Origin of the sequence: Streptomyces sp. NBC_00425, assembly GCF_036030735.1 — a bacterium.
GTDB lineage: Bacteria > Actinomycetota > Actinomycetes > Streptomycetales > Streptomycetaceae > Streptomyces.
In genome coordinates this window covers 2,995,415-3,011,727 of record NZ_CP107928.1, presented here as the reverse complement: position 1 = coordinate 3,011,727, position 16,313 = coordinate 2,995,415, and the positions used below count along the sequence as shown (strand labels likewise).

Below are 16,313 nucleotides of genomic sequence, written 5' to 3'. Positions count from 1 at the left end.
TTGGGCATGCAGTCAAGCAACGGTTGCGTCCGCACCGGCGGGGACGATCCCGAGACCGGCGGCGCCACGCCGCACGCGCGCGAGCCCCACCGAAGCCAGGAGCAGGCGTACCCGGGAGCGACGGAAGAGGTGCGCTACGACGACCCGTGGTACGAGGCGCTCGCCTCGGGCTGGGGCGAGTCGGCCGCGGTGAGCGTGCCCCCGACCGAGATTCCGGCGGCGCGCGCGACCGGTGCCGCGGCGACGGCCGAGATCTACCTCCAGGTGCAGCGCAGCGCGGCCTTCCAGGAGGTGCGCAGCCGGTATCGGCGGTTCGTGGCGCCCGCCGCCGTCGGGTTCTTCGTCTGGTACGTGGCGTACGTCGTGACGGCGACGACCGCGCCGGAACTCATGGCGCGGCCGGTGGTGGGCGCGGTGAACGTGGCGCTGCTCGCCGGGCTCGGACAGTTCCTGAGCACGTTCCTCCTGACCTGGGCCTACGCGCGGCACGCCCGGTTGCGCCGCGACCGTGCGGCGCTCGAACTGCGCTGGGACACCCAGGAACTGACCCGTGGAGCCCGCGGCGGTGCGTCGTGACCGGCAACCATCAGACGCTCGCGTTGATGCTGTTCAGCGTCTTCGTCGCGGTGACCTTGGGGATCACCACCTGGGTGAGCCGCAACCGGCATGGTTCGGCGGAGGAGTTCTACGCCGGAGGCCGACTGTTCTCCCCGATGGAGAATGGTTTTGCCATCGCCGGCGATTACATGTCGGCCGCTTCCTTCCTCGGAATCTCCGGACTGATCGCGCTCTTCGGCTACGACGGCCTGCTGTACTCGGTGGGCTTCCTGGTCGCCTGGCTGGTGGTGCTGTTCCTGGTGGCCGAACTGGTGCGCAACTGCGGCCGGTTCACCCTGGCCGACGTGGTCGCCGCGCGGATGAGGGAGCGGCCGGTGCGGATCGCGGCGGGAACCTCCTCGGTCACCGTGTCCGTTCTCTATCTGGTGGCGCAGATGGTCGGCGCGGGCAGCCTGGTCGCGCTGCTCCTCGGGAACACGGGGGAGGCGGCCCGGTCGTGGGCCGTCATCGGAGTGGGTGCGCTCATGGTCGTCTACGTGTCGCTGGGAGGGATGCGGGCCACGACGTGGATCCAGATCGTCAAGGCGGTCCTGCTGCTGGGCGGCACCGTCACGCTCACCGTGCTCGTCCTCGTGCGCTTCCACGGCGACTTCGACCATCTGCTGCGCACGGCCGCCGAGCGCAGCGGGCACGGCGACGCGTTCCTGGCGCCCGGGCTGAAGTACGGCGGGGACTGGACGGCGCGCTTCGACTTCATGAGCCTCGGTCTCGCGCTGGTGCTGGGCACGGCCGGGCTGCCGCACATCCTGTCCCGCTTCTACACCGTGCCGACCGCGCAGGCCGCCCGGCGGTCCGTCGTCTGGTCGATCGGGCTCATCGGCGGCTTCTATCTGATGACGATCGTGCTGGGCTTCGGCGCGGCGGCGATCGTCGGCCCGGACGCGGTCCGCGGCTCGAACGCGTCCGGGAACACGGCGGTGCCCCTTCTGGCCCTCGATCTGGGCGGCGGCCCCGACTCCACGGGCGGCACCGTCCTGTTCGCCGTGGTGGCGGCCGTCGCCTTCGCCACGATCCTCGCGGTCGTCGCCGGGATCACGCTGGCCTCCTCGGCCTCGGTGGCGCACGACCTGTACGCCTCCCTGCGTCGCCGGCGCTCCCGGCCCCGCAGCGAGGTGGCCGTGGCACGGGTCGCCGCCGTCGGAGTCGGAGCGGTCGCGATCGGCCTCGGCCTGCTTGCCCGTGACCTCAACGTCGCCTTCCTGGTCGGACTCGCGTTCGCCGTCGCGGCCTCCGCGAACCTGCCCGTCCTGCTGTACTCGCTGTTCTGGCGGGGCTTCACCACGCGGGGCGCCGTGTGGGCGGTGTACGGCGGGCTGATTCCGGCCCTGGCGCTCGTGGTGTTGTCGCCGGTGGTGTCGGGCAGCCCGGGGGCGCTTTTCCCGGCGGTGGACTTCCAGTACTTCCCGCTGGAGAACCCGGGCCTGGTCTCGATTCCGCTGGGCTTCCTGGCGGGCTGGCTGGGCACGGTCACCTCGGCCGAGGTCGCGGACGAGGCCAAGCACGCGGAGGCCGAGGTGCGGTCGCTGACCGGGGCGGGCGCGGCGTAGGGAGGGCCTGGGGCGTGGGGCGGCCGGAGCAGTGCGCTGCGCGGCCGTGCTGCAGCGGACGGGCCCGGCCCGGGCTACGGAGCGACCCACGCGTACCGGTGCTCGGGGCGGCCGGTGTCGCCGTACTTCAGAGAGAGGTGCAGCCGGCCTGCCTGCTCGAGGTGGCGCAGGTAGCGCTGGGCGGTGGAGCGGCTCAGGCCGGTCTCGGCGGCGACCTCGTGGGCCGAGAGCGGGTGGTCGGCGCGGTGCAGCACCGCACAGATCAGGTCGGTGGTGGGTTCCGAGTGCCCGCTGGGCAGGCCGGGGGACGGGGGCGCGGGCGTGGTGCGCAGCGCGCTGAAGATCCGGTCCACCTGGTCCTGACCGGCGACGCCGTGGCCGCCGACCCGGTCCACCGTGCGGCGCAGGGCGGCGTACGAGTCGAGGCGGGTGCGCAGCGCCGCGAAGGTGAACGGTTTCACCAGGTAGTGCAGAGCGCCCAGCCGCATCGCGGTCTGTACCGTCGAGACGTCACCGGCCGCTGTGATCATGATGACGTCCGTGCCGTGGCCCTGCTCCCTCATACGGTGGACGAGTTCCAGCCCGGTTCCGTCGGGAAGGTAGTGGTCGAGCAGGACCAGGTCGATCCCTCCGCGCTGCACCGAGGCGAGCCCCTGGGCGGCACTGTGTGCGCGGGCGGCGACCCGGAAGCCGGGAACCTTCCCCACGTATTTGGCGTTGATCTCGGCGACACGGAAGTCGTCGTCCACCACCAGGACGTCAATCATCGGGCCTCTCTCCGTCAAGGCCAGGCGGGCGATGTGCCCGTGTTTCGGCTTCGTTGTTCTAGCGCGCGCTAAACGAGCACAACAGGTCCTTGCAAGCAAAAGAAGCGCATGCGCCCAGAAGGCTGCTCCAGCCCCGTCGCTCGCCTCTACCGTCCCCGGCCATGAGCGCAAACACCAGCCCCGCCATCGAGCTGCGGGGTGCGAGCAAGGTCTTCAGGACCCCGTCGGGGGCCCCGCACACCGCGGTGCGGGACCTCGACCTCACCGTCGCACGCGGCGAGTTCGTGGCCGTCGTCGGACCGACGGGATGCGGCAAATCGACCACGTTGACCCTGGTCAGCGGGCTGGAAGAGCCCACCCAGGGCGAGGTTGTCGTCACCGGTCGGTCCGTGCGCGGCGTTGGCGACAAGGTCGGCTTCGTCTTCCAACAGGACGCGACCTTCCCGTGGCGTACGGTCCTGTCCAACGTCATGGCCGGGCCCCGTTTCCGCGGTGTGCCCAAGGCGGAGGCGAAACGCAGGGCCCGTGAGTGGCTGGACCGGGTCGGACTCGCCGCCTTCGAGGACCGCTATCCGCATCAGCTCTCCGGTGGCCAGCGCAAACGCGTCGCCCTCGCCGCGACCTTCGTCAACGACCCCGAGATCCTGCTCATGGACGAGCCGTTCTCGGCGCTCGACGTGCAGACCAGGGCCCTGATGTCGGACGAGCTCCTCGAACTGTGGGAGGGCACCGGGGCGTCCGTCGTGTTCGTCACCCACGACCTGGAGGAGTCCATCGCGCTGGCCGACAGGGTCGTCGTGATGACCGCCGGCCCCGCCACCGTGAAGCAGGTCTTCGACATCGACCTGCCGAGGCCGCGCAAGGTCGAGTCGGTGCGCCTGGAGCCGCGGTTCATCGAGATCTACCGCGAGATCTGGGAGTCCCTCGGCGAAGAGGTCCGCATCACCCGCGAAAGAGGTGCCGCACATGTCGCCTGACGTTCTCAGCACACCGGTCGTCGACACGGCCAAGGCGCCGGACCGGGCCCACTCGCGTGCGCGTGCCGCACGCAGGCGCAAGGCCGTCGTGATGGCCTCGAGGGCGTTGCTCCTGGTGGCGGTGCTCGGTCTGTGGGAGGTGCTCTCCCGGGCCGAGATCATTGATCCGTTCAACTTCTCGATGCCCACGAAGATCTGGGACCAGATCTACACCTGGGTGACGCACGGAACCGCTCTCGGTTCACTGGGCGAGCAGATCTGGTACACGCTCCACGAGGCGCTGCTGGGCTGGGTCATCGGTGTGGCCGCGGGCGTGGTGTGCGGGATCGCACTCGGACGGATCGCCTTCCTCGCCGACGTCCTCGGGCCCTACATCAAGGTGCTGAACTCCATACCGAGGATCGTGCTGGCTCCGATCTTCGTCATCTGGTTCGGTCTCGGCCCGGCCTCCAAGGTCGCCTCGGCCGTCGTCCTGGTGTTCTTCCCGGTCTTCTTCAACGCCTTCCAGGGCGCTCGCGAGGTCGACCGCAACCTCGTCGCCAACGCCCGCATCCTCGGCGCGAGCGACCGCAGGGTGACTTTTCAGGTGGTCATCCCGTCCGCCACCTCCTGGATCTTCACCAGCCTTCATGTCAGCTTCGGCTTCGCCCTCATCGGCGCCATCGTCGGCGAGTACATCGGCGCGACCAAGGGGATCGGCCTGCTCGTCGCGCAGTCGCAGGGCACGTTCAACGCGGCCGGCGTGTACGCCGCCATGGTCATCCTCGCCGCCGTCGCCCTGGTCGCCGAAGGGCTGCTGACCTTCGCCGAGAGCCGGATCTTCCGCTGGAAGCCGGCCGGCTCCGACAGCTGACCTCTCGTTGAACGATCCTCCGTGCCCTTCGTTCCGCAGCTGATTCCCTCGTCGAACGATCCCCCGAGACCTTCGTCCCCTCGCCGCACCCTCGGCACCGCCTTCTCACAAGGACGTGAACCCGCCATGCGCACTACCGTCAGATACGCGGCCCTGGCCGCCGCCGGCCTGCTCGCCCTCACCTCGCTCACCGCCTGTGCCGACGACGCGGCGAGCACCGCCTCGACCGGCTCCGGCAGCAAGGGGGACGGCAACGGGACGAAGGTCAAGATCATGGTCGGCGGCCTGGACAAGGTCATCTACCTGCCGGCCATGCTCACCCAGCGGCTGGGCTACTTCGACGCCGAAGGGCTAGACGTCGAGCTGCTGAGCGAGCCGGCCGGGGTGCAGGCCGAGACCGCGCTCGTCTCGGGCCAGGTCCAGGGCGCCGTCGGCTTCTACGACCACACCCTCGACCTCCAGGTGAAGGGGAAGGACGTGGAGTCCGTCGTGCAGTTCTCGCACGCACCGGGCGAGGTGGAGATCGTCTCCACCAAGACACAGGGCGACATCGACTCGCCCAAGGACTTCAAGGGCAGGAAGCTCGGCGTCACGGGCCTCGGCTCCTCCACCGACTTCCTGACCAAGTACCTCGCCGTGAAGAACGGCGTGAAGGTCAGCGACTTCACCCCGGTCGCCGTCGGCGCGGGACCGACCTTCATCGCGGCGCTCCAGCAGGGCTCCATCGACGCCGGGATGACCACCGACCCGACCGTGGCGACCGTCCTCGACAAGAAGGCCGGCAAGATCCTCGTCGACATGCGCACCCCGAAGGGCTCCGAGGAGGCGCTCGGCGGACCGTATCCGTCGTCCAGCCTGTACATGCAGACGGACTGGGTCAACGATCACAAGGACACCGTCCAGAAGCTGGCCAATGCATTCGTCAAGACGCTCAAGTGGATGTCCACCCACAGCGCGTCAGAGATCGCCGGGAAGATGCCGGCCGACTACTCGCAGGGGAACAAGCTGCTCTACTCGGTGGCCATCAAGAACACGCTGCCCATGTTCACCGTGGACGGTGTGATGCCCGAGAACGGGCCCGAGACCGTCGAGAAGGTCCTCAAGGCGTTCAACCCGACCATCAAGAACGCCGAGGTCGACCTGGACAAGACCTACACGACCGAGTTCGTCGCCAAGGCGACGGGCTGACGGCGGAGCAGCCGACGGGCCTCGTCCGAAGGACCCTGCCTGTCAGGCGCGGGTCGCCCACACGTAACGGTGTTCCGGGCGGCCCGCGTCGCCGTACTTCAGGGTCAGCCGGGCCCTCCCGGTGCGCTCCAGGAGCTTCAGATAGCGCTGGGCGGTCTGCCGGCTCACTCCCGTCCGGTCGGCGATCTCCTGGGCGGACAGCGGTCCTTCGGCGTTCATCAGGGACTGCCGCACGAGTTCGGCGGTGGTGGGGGAGTGCCCCTTGGGCAGCCCGGGCTCCGAGGGGGCGGACAGCGCGCCGAAGATGCGGTCGACGTCGGCCTGCTCGGCCTCGCCGCCGCCGTCGAGCGTGCGGCGCAGATCGGCGTACGCCTCCAGCTTGCCGCGCAGACCGGCGAAGGCGAACGGCTTCACCAGGTACTGCAGTGCGCCCTGGCGCATCGCGGCCTGCACGGTCGAGACGTCCCGCGCGGCGGTCACCATGATCACGTCGGTCTGGTGGCCGCGCCGGCGCATCTCCTGGACGACCTCGAGCCCCGTGTCGTCCGGCAGATAGTGATCCAGCAGGACGAGGTCCAGGTGCGGCAGCAGTTCCAGCTGGCGCAGCGCGTCGGCGGCGCTGTGGGCCTCGCCGGCGACATGGAAGCCCGGGACCTTCTCGACGTAGGCGGCGTTGACCCGGGCCACCCTGGCGTCGTCGTCCACGACCAGTACCTCGATCATCGTGTCTCCTCCTCGACGGCGCCGAGCACCGATGCGGCCGGCACGGGTTCCGGATGCGGCACGTGTTCGGGATCGGGCTCGGTCAGCGCCTCCGGCAGGACGATGGTGAACTCGGCGCCCCCGCCGGCCGCCTCGCCGACCGTGGCGCTGCCGCCCTGCCGTTCGGCGAGCCTGCGCACCAGCGAGAGCCCGATGCCGCGCTTGCCGTGCGCCGGCGGCTTCTTCGTCGACCAGCCCTCGGTGAAGATCGACTCGCGGTGCGCGTCCGGGATGCCGGGCCCGGTGTCCCGCACCCGCAGGACCGCGGTACGGCCCTCCGTCCGCAGCTCGACCTCCACGCGCGCGTGCGGTGTGCCCGCCACGGCGTCGAGCGCGTTGTCGACGAGGTTGCCGACGACCGTGACCAGCCCGCGGGGATCGATCAGCCGGTCGGGCAGCCGGGTCCGGTCGGAGACCCACAGGGCGACGCCCCGCTCGGCCGCGACGGTCGCCTTGCCGACCAGCAGGGCTGCGAGCAGAGCGTCCCCGATCTTCTCCGTCACCTGTTCCGCGGTCGCCCGGTGGTCGCCGACCACCTCCCCCACGAAGTCGACGGCGTCGTCGAACATCTCCAGTTCGAGCAGCCCGAGCAGGGTGTGCATGCGGTTGGCGTGCTCGTGGTCCTGGGCGCGCAGCGCGTCGATGAGACCGCGCGTCGAGTCGAGCTCCCGGCCGAGCTGTTCCAGCTCGGTGCGGTCGCGCAGGGTCGCCACGGCGCCACCGTCGTCGGTGGGCATCCGGTTCACGACCAGGACGCGCTGGCCGCGTACGGCGATCAGGTCCGTGCCGGTCACCCGGCCGGCCAGGACGTCGGCCGTACGTCCCTCGCCGAGCGCCTCGTCGGGCGGCGTGCCCACCGCCTCGTCCCCGATGCCGAGGAGACGCTGGGCCTCGTCGTTGAGCAGCCGGACGCGGCCGGCGCGGTCCAGGGCCACCACGCCCTCCCGGATGCCGTGCAGCATCGCCTCGCGCTCGGAGAGCAGCGCGGAGATGTCCGAGAAGGCCAGGTCGCGGGTCTGCCGGTGAAGCCGCCGGGAGATGAGCCAGGCGGCCAGCGCGCCGACCGCGAGAGCGCCTCCGGCGTAGGCGAGCAGGCCGGGGATGGCGTGGATGAGCCGGGCGCGCACGCTGTCGTACTCGATGCCGACCGAGACCGCGCCGATGATGGTGCCGTCGGCGTCGCGCAGCGGGACCTTGCCGCGGGCCGAGCGCCCCAGGGTGCCGCTGTCGATCTCCATGACGTCCTTGCCCGACAGCGCCTGGCTCGGGTCCGTCGAGACATGGCCGCCGACCTGCTCGAGGTCGGTGTGCGACCAGCGCGTGCCGTTGAGGTCCATCACCACGACGTACTCGGCGCCGCTGGCCTTGCGGATCCGTTCGGCCTCCTGCTGCACGGGGCCGTCGACCGACGGCCGCGTGCTCTGCAGATCCTCGGCGATCTGGGGTATGGCCGCGGTCGTCTGCGCGATGGCGAGGGCCCGGCGCATCGCCTGGTCGTCCAGCTGATTGCTGAGCGGAGCGAGGAAGAGGCCGGTCGCGAGCACCACGACACCCGCGGCGATCGCCAGCTGCATGAGCAGGACCTGGGAGAACATGCGCCGCGGCATTCCGAGGCGCAGCCGCCGGGCGGGGGGAGTGGGGCTCATACCCAAGACGGTACGTGGGCCGACCCGTGCAGCCGAAGGGGCGGGTGAGGTGTATCTCTTGACCGGCTCAAGAGGAAACGGTTCGGCCGAGCGCCCTGCGCGGGCGTCCCGTGTCGTGCCGTGACGATCCGTCCCGTCCTGTGCCGTGCCGTGCCGTGCCGTGCGGCACGTCATCGTGCCGAGGCCGCGCCCGCCAGTTCGTGCACCGCCACCACGTCCATCCGCGCGGGCGCACCGAGGACCGACGTGCCGCAGCTCTCCGGCCTCGGCGGCAGCGAGGCGCCCTGGGCCACGACGACCAGCCAGTGCCGTCCGTCCGTGTGCGCGACCGTCACCTCCCAGCGGGGTGCGCCGCCGGTCGTGTGCACGACGCTCAGCACCTCGGCGGCGTCCTCGCCGGTCTCCGCGCGCACCGCCAGCTCCGCCGCCTGGCCGGGCCGCTCCCAGGCCGAGCTGCCCCGGCAGCCCTCCACGACGATCCGGCCTTCCCGGACGCCGCGCAGGGCCTCCTCGACCGTGTGCGCCGCGGCCCGGCCGTACGCGTAGCCGTGGGGCAGGACGAGCAGGGTGGGGGAGAAGCGGTGACCGCCCAGATGAGTGACCTCCCAGGCTCCCCGCACCCCCGAGGCGGCGAGCTCCGCGGCCAGCGGGCGGCCGAGCAGCGCACAGCAGCGGTCCCGTTTGCCGTTGGTGCAGACGAGGACGAGTGGGTCGCCCGCGTGGGACGCGCCGCCCAGCACCCTGTCGAACGTGTGGTGGTCGCCCCGGCCGAGCGCGGCGAAGTCGAGGTCCAGCAACCGGCGCGGGTCGTGGGTCGTGGCGCCGTGCAGCCACACCCGTCCGGGAACGGTGTGGGCCGCGTACACCTGCCGCCGGGCCGGTGCGCCGAAGTCCGCGTGGCGACCGGGCCGCCGGATGAGCGCGACACGCACGCCCGTGTTCTGCGCGGCGGCTTCCAGGGCGCGCCCCAGAACGGGGTCCAGGTGGCTCGAGACCAGCGCTCGGGCACCCCAGGGACCGGGCTGTTCCAGGAGCAGCCAGGTGGTTGCCGTGGCCGCGGTTCCGGCGATGGGCTCGTCGAGGTCCCGCGAGACGGTTGCACACGTACTCACAGAGGTGAGCCTAACCTGAGTTGACGCGAGGCGACTTCGGGACGGCCGGACGGCCGGACTTCAGGACGGCCCAACGCCCGGATGCCCGGCCCCCGGACACCCGGACTCGCGGCCCCCCGGACGCCCGGGTGTGGGGCCGTCGAGTGCGCGGCGCGACACCGCGCGTGCTGCCGGGGTGCCGACCGCGGACCGACGGGACGGCAGGGGCGGCGGGGCGACAGGGCGGCAGGGGCGGCACAACGCCCGAGCGCCGTAGCGCCCCGGGGCGCTACGGCGCGCCCGGCCTACTCCGCCGGCAGCGGCTGAGGCGGTTCGGGGCCCACGTAGTGGCCGCTCGGGCGCATCCGCAGGGGCCGTTCGCCGTACTCCTCCAGGGCGTGGGCGATCCAGCCCGCCGTACGGGCCACGGCGAAGACCGTCTCGCCGGCCGAGGGTTCCATGCCGCAGGACACGGTGAACACGGCGAGGGCGAGGTCCACATTGGCGTGCAGCGGCGCGTGGCGGGCGGTCGTGGCGACGATGTCCCGGGCCGCGTCGAGGGCGGGCGCCGCCTCGGGGATGTCCTCCAGGAGCGCGAACAGGGCACCCGCGCGCGGGTCCTCGCCGCGGTACAGCGGGTGGCCGAGGCCGGGGATGCGACGGCCGGCCCGCAGTTCCTCCGCGATCACGGGTCCGGCGCTGCCGAGGTCGAGCACCTCCAGCAGCATGCGGTGGGCGAGTCCGCCGGCCGCGCCGTGCAGCGGTCCTTCGAGCACCCCCAGCCCCGCGGAGACGGCCGCGTAGGGGTGCGCCCGGGCGGAGGCGGCGACCCGCACCGCGAGCGTCGAGGCGGCCAGGTCGTGGTCGGCCAGCAGGCCGAGCGCCGTGTCGAGGACGTGCAGCCGGGCCTCTTCGGCCGGGCGTCCGCTGAGCCGCCCCCACAGGCGCCGGGCGAGCGAGCCCTCGAAGCGGCGGTCGTGCCGCCGCGGGGGCAGGGCGGCGACGAACGTGGGGATCAGGGTCCGCGCGGTGCCGAGCACGGCGTCCTCGGACAGGTCGTACCGGAGCGGGTCCACGGCTGCCGCCGCCACCGCGGCGACCCGCAGACGGTCGGTCGTGCCGGTGTGCTCCGGCAGCGCGTCGACGGCCCGGACGGCGGCGTCGACGGACTCCGCGGGCGCCGTGAACGCGGCCCGGGGGCGCAGCATCCCGGTCCACAGCCATTCGGCGACCTCCTCGTAGGAGTGCCCAAGGGCCAGCTCGACCGCGTCGACCCCGCGGTAGTAGTAGCGGTCCGCGTCGATCGACGTGAGGCGGGTGCGTACGGACAGCTCCGTCCCGGGTCTCGGAGTCCCGTCGGCCTCGCGCCTGTTGCGCCGGGCGAGAGCCTCGACCTCCCCGGCGTCGAAGGTGCTGCCCCGGCCCCCGGGGGTGCGCCGGCTGCCCAGCCGGCCGCGGCTGACGTACGCGTACACCGTCTCGGGCTTCACCCCGAGCAGTTCGGCGGCCTCTTTGGTGCTCAGCCGTCGGTCGAGGCGGCCGGTGCCGGGTTCCTGATCACGCATGGGGGCACCGTATCCACATCTCCTCAGGTTGATCCGATCAACGTTGACGATGGTGGACGGGCGGTGGGGCAGAAGTCCGGCGCCCCGGCCCGAAGACGCGGAAGGTCCGGCACCGCGAGGTGCCGGACCGCAGGGCGCTCGTCATCCGGACTCGCCGTTCCGGCGAGACGCGTCGAGGACGAGGATCAGCTCCCGGGCGTCGTCACGCGTCGGGGATGTCGGACTTGGCGCGCACCAGCGTCTCCCGGGTGATGACGACGATGCGCTCGTAGTCGGCGCGGGACGCGTCGGACGGCAGCTCTCCGTCGAGCGTGTCGGTCATGTCCCGGCCGATCACGGCGAAGCTCCCGTCGGCCAACTCGAAGATGTCGGGGCAGTTCCCGCCTCCCGTGCTCCCCCGCTCGCAGGGGGGCACACCGATCCGACGGATGATCTGACTCACTGTTGGTTCCTCTGGCTTTCACGGGTGAACTTCGCTGAAGAGTGCGCGCACGGCGACTGCGGGGCGCGAAGGCCGCCCTGTGGGGCGCGTTCGTCATCCGGCGGCGTGAACGACGGACTTATGGGGTCGCCCTACGCGATCACGTGTGAGTCAACCCCAGCCGCGCCTGGGACAACGCACTACTTCATCCGTTTGTTATCGCCCGTCGGCGTGAAGCTCCCGGCGCGCGCCCTCAGTCGACGGGCGGCTCACCCACCACCCACCACTCGTCGATGTCCGCTTCCTCGAGCCGACGCAGGAGTTCGTCGACCATGCGCCCCAGACCCGCCTCGTCCGAATCGTCCGGAAGGGTGGCCCGCTGGCCTTGCGTCGCGTACCAGTAGCCGCGCACGACCGGGTTCTGGAGCAGCCCCCGCATACGGCCGTGGAACTCCTCGCGGCTGAGGTTGCCGATGCGGTAGTAGAACAGCAGGTTCGTGTAGAGCGCGTTCGCGAAGAGGTACTGCCGTCGTTGTTGCGCAGACGCCGGGGCCTCGAAGATGTCCAGCACCTCCGCCAGTTCGGGACTGTCGATGGCCTTGCTCAGAAGCTCCCAGTGCAACCGCTGCTGATGGGCGAGGTTGGTGTGGCGCTGATCCCGGGCCGCCGTCTCGAGATGCTCGAGCCGTACACGCAGCGCGTCGAGGGTGTGCCGCTGAGCGGCCAGTGCGGCGAGGGCGCCCGCGGCCAGGCCGAGGCCCGCCGCGGCGACGGGGACGAGTCCCCGCGCCCGTGACTTCTGTGTGGCCATGTCAACCCCCGGATCAGGCGGCCGTGCGCCGGTCGTCGGGGTGCAGGTGGCGTGACGGGGACCGGCGAGCGGTGGGCGGCGCTTGCCGTCTCCCAGAGTGCCGAGCGGCTCTGATCGGCGGGGGAGGCGGAGGGGAGGCGCACGGAGGGAAGCGAGGGTCGCACGCCAGAGCGCCTTGTCTGACGTCTGCCCCGCGTGTGCTGCCGACAATCGTTCACTTCGCGGGCATTCACCCGGCTCGTATCCTGGGCGCGCAGTCAGTCCGCGTGTGTGCGCCGCAGCCGTGAGCCGGTGCACGCGCAGGTGTCAGAAAGGTCGCACGGTGGCACACAGTCCCGGTCCGCAGCAGATCCCGGTCGTCGTCCTCGCCGGATTCCTGGGTTCGGGGAAGACGACGCTGCTCAACCACCTCCTGCACCACAGCGGAGGCAGCCGGATCGGTGCGATCGTCAACGACTTCGGCGCCATCGAGATCGACGCCATGGCCGTGGCCGGGGCGCTCGGCGACTCCACCGTCTCGCTCGGCAACGGCTGCCTGTGCTGTGCCGTCGACGCCGGCGAACTGGACGTCTACCTCGAGCGGCTGGCCCGGCCCGGCACCGGGATCGACGTCGTCGTGATCGAGGCCAGCGGCCTCGCCGAACCGCAGGAACTCGTCCGGATGGTGCTCGCCAGCGACCACCCGGGGATCGTCTACGGCGGGCTCGTCGAGGTCGTCGACGCGGCCGAGTTCGACGTCACCCGGGCCAAGCACCCCGAGATCGACCGGCATGTCGCCCTCGCCGACCTCGTCGTCGTGAACAAGCTCGACCGTGCAGCGGACCCCGAGCGCGTCCTCGGGCTCGTCCGCGGCCTCACCGACCGGGCCGCCGTCGTCCCGGCCACCCACGGCCGGGTGGACCCGGAGCTCCTCTTCGACTGCCGACCGAGCGAGGAGCGCATCGGGCAGCTGTCCTTCGACGACCTGCACCGGCACGCCGACGCGCACGACACCGAGCTGCACGGCCGCGGCACGGACGCGCACGACACCGACCCGCACGACACCGGCGCGGGCGCGCACGGCGGGCACCTGCACGCCGGCTACGACAGCGTGTCCTTCGCCTCCGAGGTCCCCCTCGACCCGCGCCGGCTGATGCGGTTCCTCGACGCCAGACCGGAGGGTCTCTACCGGATCAAGGGATACGTCGACTTCGGACCCCACGACCCGGTCAACCGGTACGCCGTGCACGCGGTGGGGCCCTTCCTGCGCTTCTACCCGGAACCCTGGCCCACCGCCGGCGCCCGCCTCACCCAGCTCGTGCTCATCGGCGCCGGCATCGACACCGCGGCCCTGGGCAAGGATCTCGAGGGCTGTCGCAGCGACGCCCCCCACGCCGACGAACACGGCATGTGGGGCGTCCTGCGCTTCGTCCAGAACCCCGAGGACGACCTCTGCGAGGCGCCCTAGATCGGCCCCGCCACCACGCTCACCGTCTTCGCCAGCGACACGCCCGAGCCGTCACGGCGCGGGTCGATCTCCGGCAGCTCGGCCGGCATGCCGTTCTTCTGGGCCGCCTTGGCCGGGACGGGGCCCGCCCAGGCCAGCGACAGGCAGTCCTCGCCCTTCAGGAACCGCTGGCAGCGCACACCGCCGGTGGCGCGGCCCTTGCGCGGATACTGGTCGAAGGGGGTCAGCTTGGCGGTCGTCTGGACGGAGTCGTCCAGCGTCCCCCGGGAGCCGGCGATGGTGAACACCACGGCGTCCGCCGCCGGGTCCACGGCCGTGAACGAGATCACCTTCGCGCCCTCGGTGAGCTTGACGCCCGCCATGCCGCCCGCCGCACGGCCCTGCGGACGCACCTGGGAGGCCTGGTAACGCAGCAGCTGGGCGTCGTCCGTGATGAAGACCAGGTCCTCGTCGCCGGTGCGCAGTTCGACGGCGCCGACGATCCGGTCCCCGTCCCTGAGGGCGATGACCTCCAGCTCGTCCTTGTTCGTCGGGTAGTCGGGCACGACCCGCTTGACGACGCCCTGCTCCGTGCCGATGGCCAGCCCGGGGGACGACTCGTCGAGCGTGGTCAGGCAGACCACCGTCTCGTCGCCCTCCACGGACACGAACTCCGCCAGCGGGGCCCCGCCGGACAGGTTCGGCGCGGACGCCGTGTCCGGAAGCTGCGGCAGGTCGACGACGTTGATCCGCAGCAGACGGCCCGACGACGTGACCGCGCCGATCTCCCCGCGCGCGGTGGCCGGCACCGCCGAGACGATCACGTCGTGCTTGGTGCGCTTGGCGTCCCCGTCGTCCCCGTCCTCGGCGTTCGCCGTGAAGGGATCGCCGTTCGCCGTGCGGGCCAGCAGGCCCGTGGAGGACAGCAGGACGCGGCACGGGTCGTCCGCCACCTGGAGGGGCACGGCGGCGGCCGTGGCGCCCGACGACTCCAGCAGGACCGTCCGCCGTTCGGTGCCGAACTTCTTGGCCACCGTGGCGAGTTCCGCGGAGACCAGCTTGCGCAGCTCCGCGTCCGAGTCCAGGATCCGGGTCAGCTCGGCGATCTCCCCGGTGAGCCGCTCCTTCTCCGACTCCAGCTCGATGCGGTCGTACTTGGTGAGGCGGCGCAGCGGAGTGTCCAGGATGTACTGGGTCTGGATCTCCGACAGGCCGAAGCGCTCCATCAGGCGTTCCTTCGCCTGCGCGCTGTTCTCGCTGGAGCGGATCAGCCGGATGACCTCGTCGATGTCGACGAGGGCCGTCAGCAGGCCCTCCACCAGGTGCAGCCGGTCACGGCGCTTGGTGCGGCGGAACTCGCTGCGGCGGCGCACGACGTTGAACCGGTGGTCGAGGTAGACCTCCAGCAGCTCCTTCAGGCCCAGCGTGAGCGGCTGGCCGTCCACCAGTGCCACGTTGTTGATGCCGAAGGACTCCTCCATCGGCGTCAGCTTGTAGAGCTGCTCCAGGACCGCCTCCGGCACGAAGCCGTTCTTGATCTCGATGACCAGGCGCAGGCCGTGCGCCCGGTCGGTGAGGTCCTTGACGTCGGCGATGCCCTGGATCTTCTTCGAGCCGACCAGGTCCTTGATCTTGGCGATGACCTTCTCGGGGCCGACCGTGAAGGGGAGTTCGGTGACGACCAGGCCCTTGCGGCGGGCCGTGACCGTCTCCACCGCGACCGTGGCGCGGATCTTGAACGTGCCGCGGCCGCTCTCGTAGGCGTCCCGGATGCCGGAGAGGCCGACGATCCGGCCGCCGGTCGGCAGATCGGGGCCCGGGACGAACCTCATCAGGGCGTCGAGGTCCGCGCCGGGGTAGCGGATCAGGTGACGGGCGGCCGCGACGACCTCGCCCAGATTGTGCGGCGGCATGTTCGTGGCCATGCCGACCGCGATCCCGGACGCGCCGTTGACCAGCAGGTTCGGGAAGGCGGCGGGCAGTGCGACGGGCTCCTGCTCCTGCCCGTCGTAGTTCGGCGCGAAGTCGACCGTGTCCTCGTCGATCGACTCCGTCATCAGGCTCGTCGCCGCGGCCTGGCGGCACTCCGTGTACCGCATGGCGGCCGGCGGGTCGTCATTGCCGAGGGAGCCGAAGTTGCCGTGGCCGTCGATGAGCGGCACACGCATGGAGAAGGGCTGGGCCATGCGCACCAGGGCGTCGTAGATCGAGGAGTCGCCGTGCGGGTGCAGCTTGCCCATGACCTCGCCGACGACACGGGCGCACTTCACATAGCCGCGCTCCGGGCGCAGACCCATCTCGTTCATCTGGTAGACGATGCGGCGGTGCACCGGCTTCAGGCCGTCACGGGCGTCCGGCAGGGCGCGGGAGTAGATGACCGAGTACGCGTACTCGAGGAAGGAGCCCTGCATCTCGTCGACGACGTCGATGTCGAGGATCCGCTCCTCGTACGAGTCGTCGGGCGGCGGGGTCTTCGTGCTGCGGCGGGCCATCGCTGCCGGCTCCTTGCTGGGGCGTGGTACGGGATCTGACGCGGACCATTGTGGACCGTGGCACTGACAGGGCGGGCGAGGACCCGGCGTCGGCCTTGGGCCCCGCCCGCTTCAGCCGCCTCGTCCACGGCTGCCCGCAGGCTACGCGA

The 16,313-nt window shown here is 71.5% G+C and carries 14 protein-coding genes; 6 read left to right on the top strand and 8 right to left on the bottom strand.

All coding sequences use genetic code 11. The features are described from left to right. Positions 1 to 6 precede the first annotated feature (6 nt). Complete coding sequence (locus OHS82_RS12590; RefSeq protein ID WP_057575415.1) at positions 7 to 576, top strand: DUF485 domain-containing protein; 570 nt, start codon at positions 7 to 9, stop codon at positions 574 to 576. Further along, positions 573 to 2,165, top strand: coding sequence for a solute symporter family protein (locus tag OHS82_RS12585; RefSeq protein ID WP_057575417.1), 1,593 nt, complete (start codon positions 573 to 575; stop codon positions 2,163 to 2,165). The genes OHS82_RS12590 and OHS82_RS12585 overlap by 4 nt, the downstream gene beginning before the upstream one ends. Positions 2,166 to 2,239: 74 nt before the next feature. On the opposite strand, the gene OHS82_RS12580 is transcribed toward OHS82_RS12585, so the two are convergent. Then, positions 2,240 to 2,932 carry a response regulator gene (locus OHS82_RS12580; protein ID WP_057575418.1) on the bottom strand — a complete coding sequence of 231 codons (693 nt, stop codon included), beginning with the start codon at positions 2,930 to 2,932 and terminating at the stop codon, positions 2,240 to 2,242. Between the two features lie 161 nt (positions 2,933 to 3,093). Here OHS82_RS12580 and OHS82_RS12575 point away from each other — a divergent pair, with 161 nt between their 5' ends. The 3 genes from OHS82_RS12575 (at position 3,094) to OHS82_RS12565 (ending at position 5,950) form a co-directional block, all read left to right on the top strand. Continuing rightward, the gene (locus tag OHS82_RS12575; protein WP_057575420.1) at positions 3,094 to 3,909 is read left to right on the top strand and encodes an ABC transporter ATP-binding protein; all 816 of its coding nucleotides are present in this window, start codon (positions 3,094 to 3,096) and stop codon (positions 3,907 to 3,909) included. Further along, positions 3,899 to 4,762 carry an ABC transporter permease gene (locus OHS82_RS12570; protein WP_328433879.1) on the top strand — a complete coding sequence of 288 codons (864 nt, stop codon included), beginning with the start codon at positions 3,899 to 3,901 and terminating at the stop codon, positions 4,760 to 4,762. Before OHS82_RS12575 ends, OHS82_RS12570 begins: the two co-directional genes overlap by 11 nt. Before the next feature lie 126 nt (positions 4,763 to 4,888). Then, positions 4,889 to 5,950 carry an ABC transporter substrate-binding protein gene (locus tag OHS82_RS12565; RefSeq protein WP_328433878.1) on the top strand — a complete coding sequence of 354 codons (1,062 nt, stop codon included), beginning with the start codon at positions 4,889 to 4,891 and terminating at the stop codon, positions 5,948 to 5,950. Positions 5,951 to 5,992: 42 nt separating this feature from the next. On the opposite strand, the gene OHS82_RS12560 is transcribed toward OHS82_RS12565, so the two are convergent. The 6 genes from OHS82_RS12560 to OHS82_RS12535 all read right to left on the bottom strand — a co-directional run bounded on the left by OHS82_RS12560 (position 5,993) and on the right by OHS82_RS12535 (position 12,246). Then, positions 5,993 to 6,673 carry a response regulator gene (locus OHS82_RS12560; RefSeq protein ID WP_057575426.1) on the bottom strand — a complete coding sequence of 227 codons (681 nt, stop codon included), beginning with the start codon at positions 6,671 to 6,673 and terminating at the stop codon, positions 5,993 to 5,995. Beyond that, a complete protein-coding gene (locus OHS82_RS12555) occupies positions 6,670 to 8,358 on the bottom strand; it encodes a sensor histidine kinase (RefSeq protein WP_057575428.1) in 1,689 nt (562 codons plus the stop codon). Before OHS82_RS12555 ends, OHS82_RS12560 begins: the two co-directional genes overlap by 4 nt. Before the next feature lie 170 nt (positions 8,359 to 8,528). Further along, a complete protein-coding gene (locus OHS82_RS12550; RefSeq protein WP_328433877.1) occupies positions 8,529 to 9,470 on the bottom strand; it encodes a sucrase ferredoxin in 942 nt (313 codons plus the stop codon). Between the two features lie 284 nt (positions 9,471 to 9,754). Then, entirely contained in the window at positions 9,755 to 11,014 is a 1,260-nt protein-coding gene (locus tag OHS82_RS12545; RefSeq protein ID WP_328433876.1) for a citrate synthase, read from the bottom strand. A gap of 202 nt (positions 11,015 to 11,216) precedes the next feature. Continuing rightward, positions 11,217 to 11,456, bottom strand: a complete 240-nt coding sequence (locus OHS82_RS12540; protein ID WP_107105117.1) for a hypothetical protein — start codon at positions 11,454 to 11,456, stop codon at positions 11,217 to 11,219. 232 nt (positions 11,457 to 11,688) lie between these two features. Continuing rightward, positions 11,689 to 12,246, bottom strand: coding sequence for a DUF6082 family protein (locus OHS82_RS12535; RefSeq protein ID WP_057575434.1), 558 nt, complete (start codon positions 12,244 to 12,246; stop codon positions 11,689 to 11,691). A gap of 322 nt (positions 12,247 to 12,568) precedes the next feature. On the opposite strand from OHS82_RS12535, the gene OHS82_RS12530 reads away from it, so the two are divergent. Next, positions 12,569 to 13,693 carry a CobW family GTP-binding protein gene (locus OHS82_RS12530; RefSeq protein WP_328433875.1) on the top strand — a complete coding sequence of 375 codons (1,125 nt, stop codon included), beginning with the start codon at positions 12,569 to 12,571 and terminating at the stop codon, positions 13,691 to 13,693. On the opposite strand, the gene OHS82_RS12525 is transcribed toward OHS82_RS12530, so the two are convergent. Continuing rightward, a complete protein-coding gene (locus tag OHS82_RS12525; protein ID WP_057575438.1) occupies positions 13,690 to 16,164 on the bottom strand; it encodes a DNA gyrase/topoisomerase IV subunit A in 2,475 nt (824 codons plus the stop codon). The genes OHS82_RS12530 and OHS82_RS12525 overlap by 4 nt on opposite strands. Positions 16,165 to 16,313 lie beyond the last annotated feature (149 nt).

Bases quoted from the DNA above. Each gene is read 5' to 3' on its own strand.
- OHS82_RS12535 (WP_057575434.1), bottom strand. From the start codon at position 12,246: ATGGCCACACAGAAGTCACGGGCGCGGGGACTCGTCCCCGTCGCCGCG.
- OHS82_RS12580 (WP_057575418.1), bottom strand. From the start codon at position 2,932: ATGATTGACGTCCTGGTGGTGGACGACGACTTCCGTGTCGCCGAGATC.
- OHS82_RS12560 (WP_057575426.1), bottom strand. From the start codon at position 6,673: ATGATCGAGGTACTGGTCGTGGACGACGACGCCAGGGTGGCCCGGGTC.
- OHS82_RS12525 (WP_057575438.1), bottom strand. From the start codon at position 16,164: ATGGCCCGCCGCAGCACGAAGACCCCGCCGCCCGACGACTCGTACGAG.
- OHS82_RS12570 (WP_328433879.1), top strand. From the start codon at position 3,899: ATGTCGCCTGACGTTCTCAGCACACCGGTCGTCGACACGGCCAAGGCG.
- OHS82_RS12565 (WP_328433878.1), top strand. From the start codon at position 4,889: ATGCGCACTACCGTCAGATACGCGGCCCTGGCCGCCGCCGGCCTGCTC.
- OHS82_RS12555 (WP_057575428.1), bottom strand. From the start codon at position 8,358: ATGAGCCCCACTCCCCCCGCCCGGCGGCTGCGCCTCGGAATGCCGCGG.
- OHS82_RS12590 (WP_057575415.1), top strand. From the start codon at position 7: ATGCAGTCAAGCAACGGTTGCGTCCGCACCGGCGGGGACGATCCCGAG.
- OHS82_RS12575 (WP_057575420.1), top strand. From the start codon at position 3,094: ATGAGCGCAAACACCAGCCCCGCCATCGAGCTGCGGGGTGCGAGCAAG.
- OHS82_RS12545 (WP_328433876.1), bottom strand. From the start codon at position 11,014: ATGCGTGATCAGGAACCCGGCACCGGCCGCCTCGACCGACGGCTGAGC.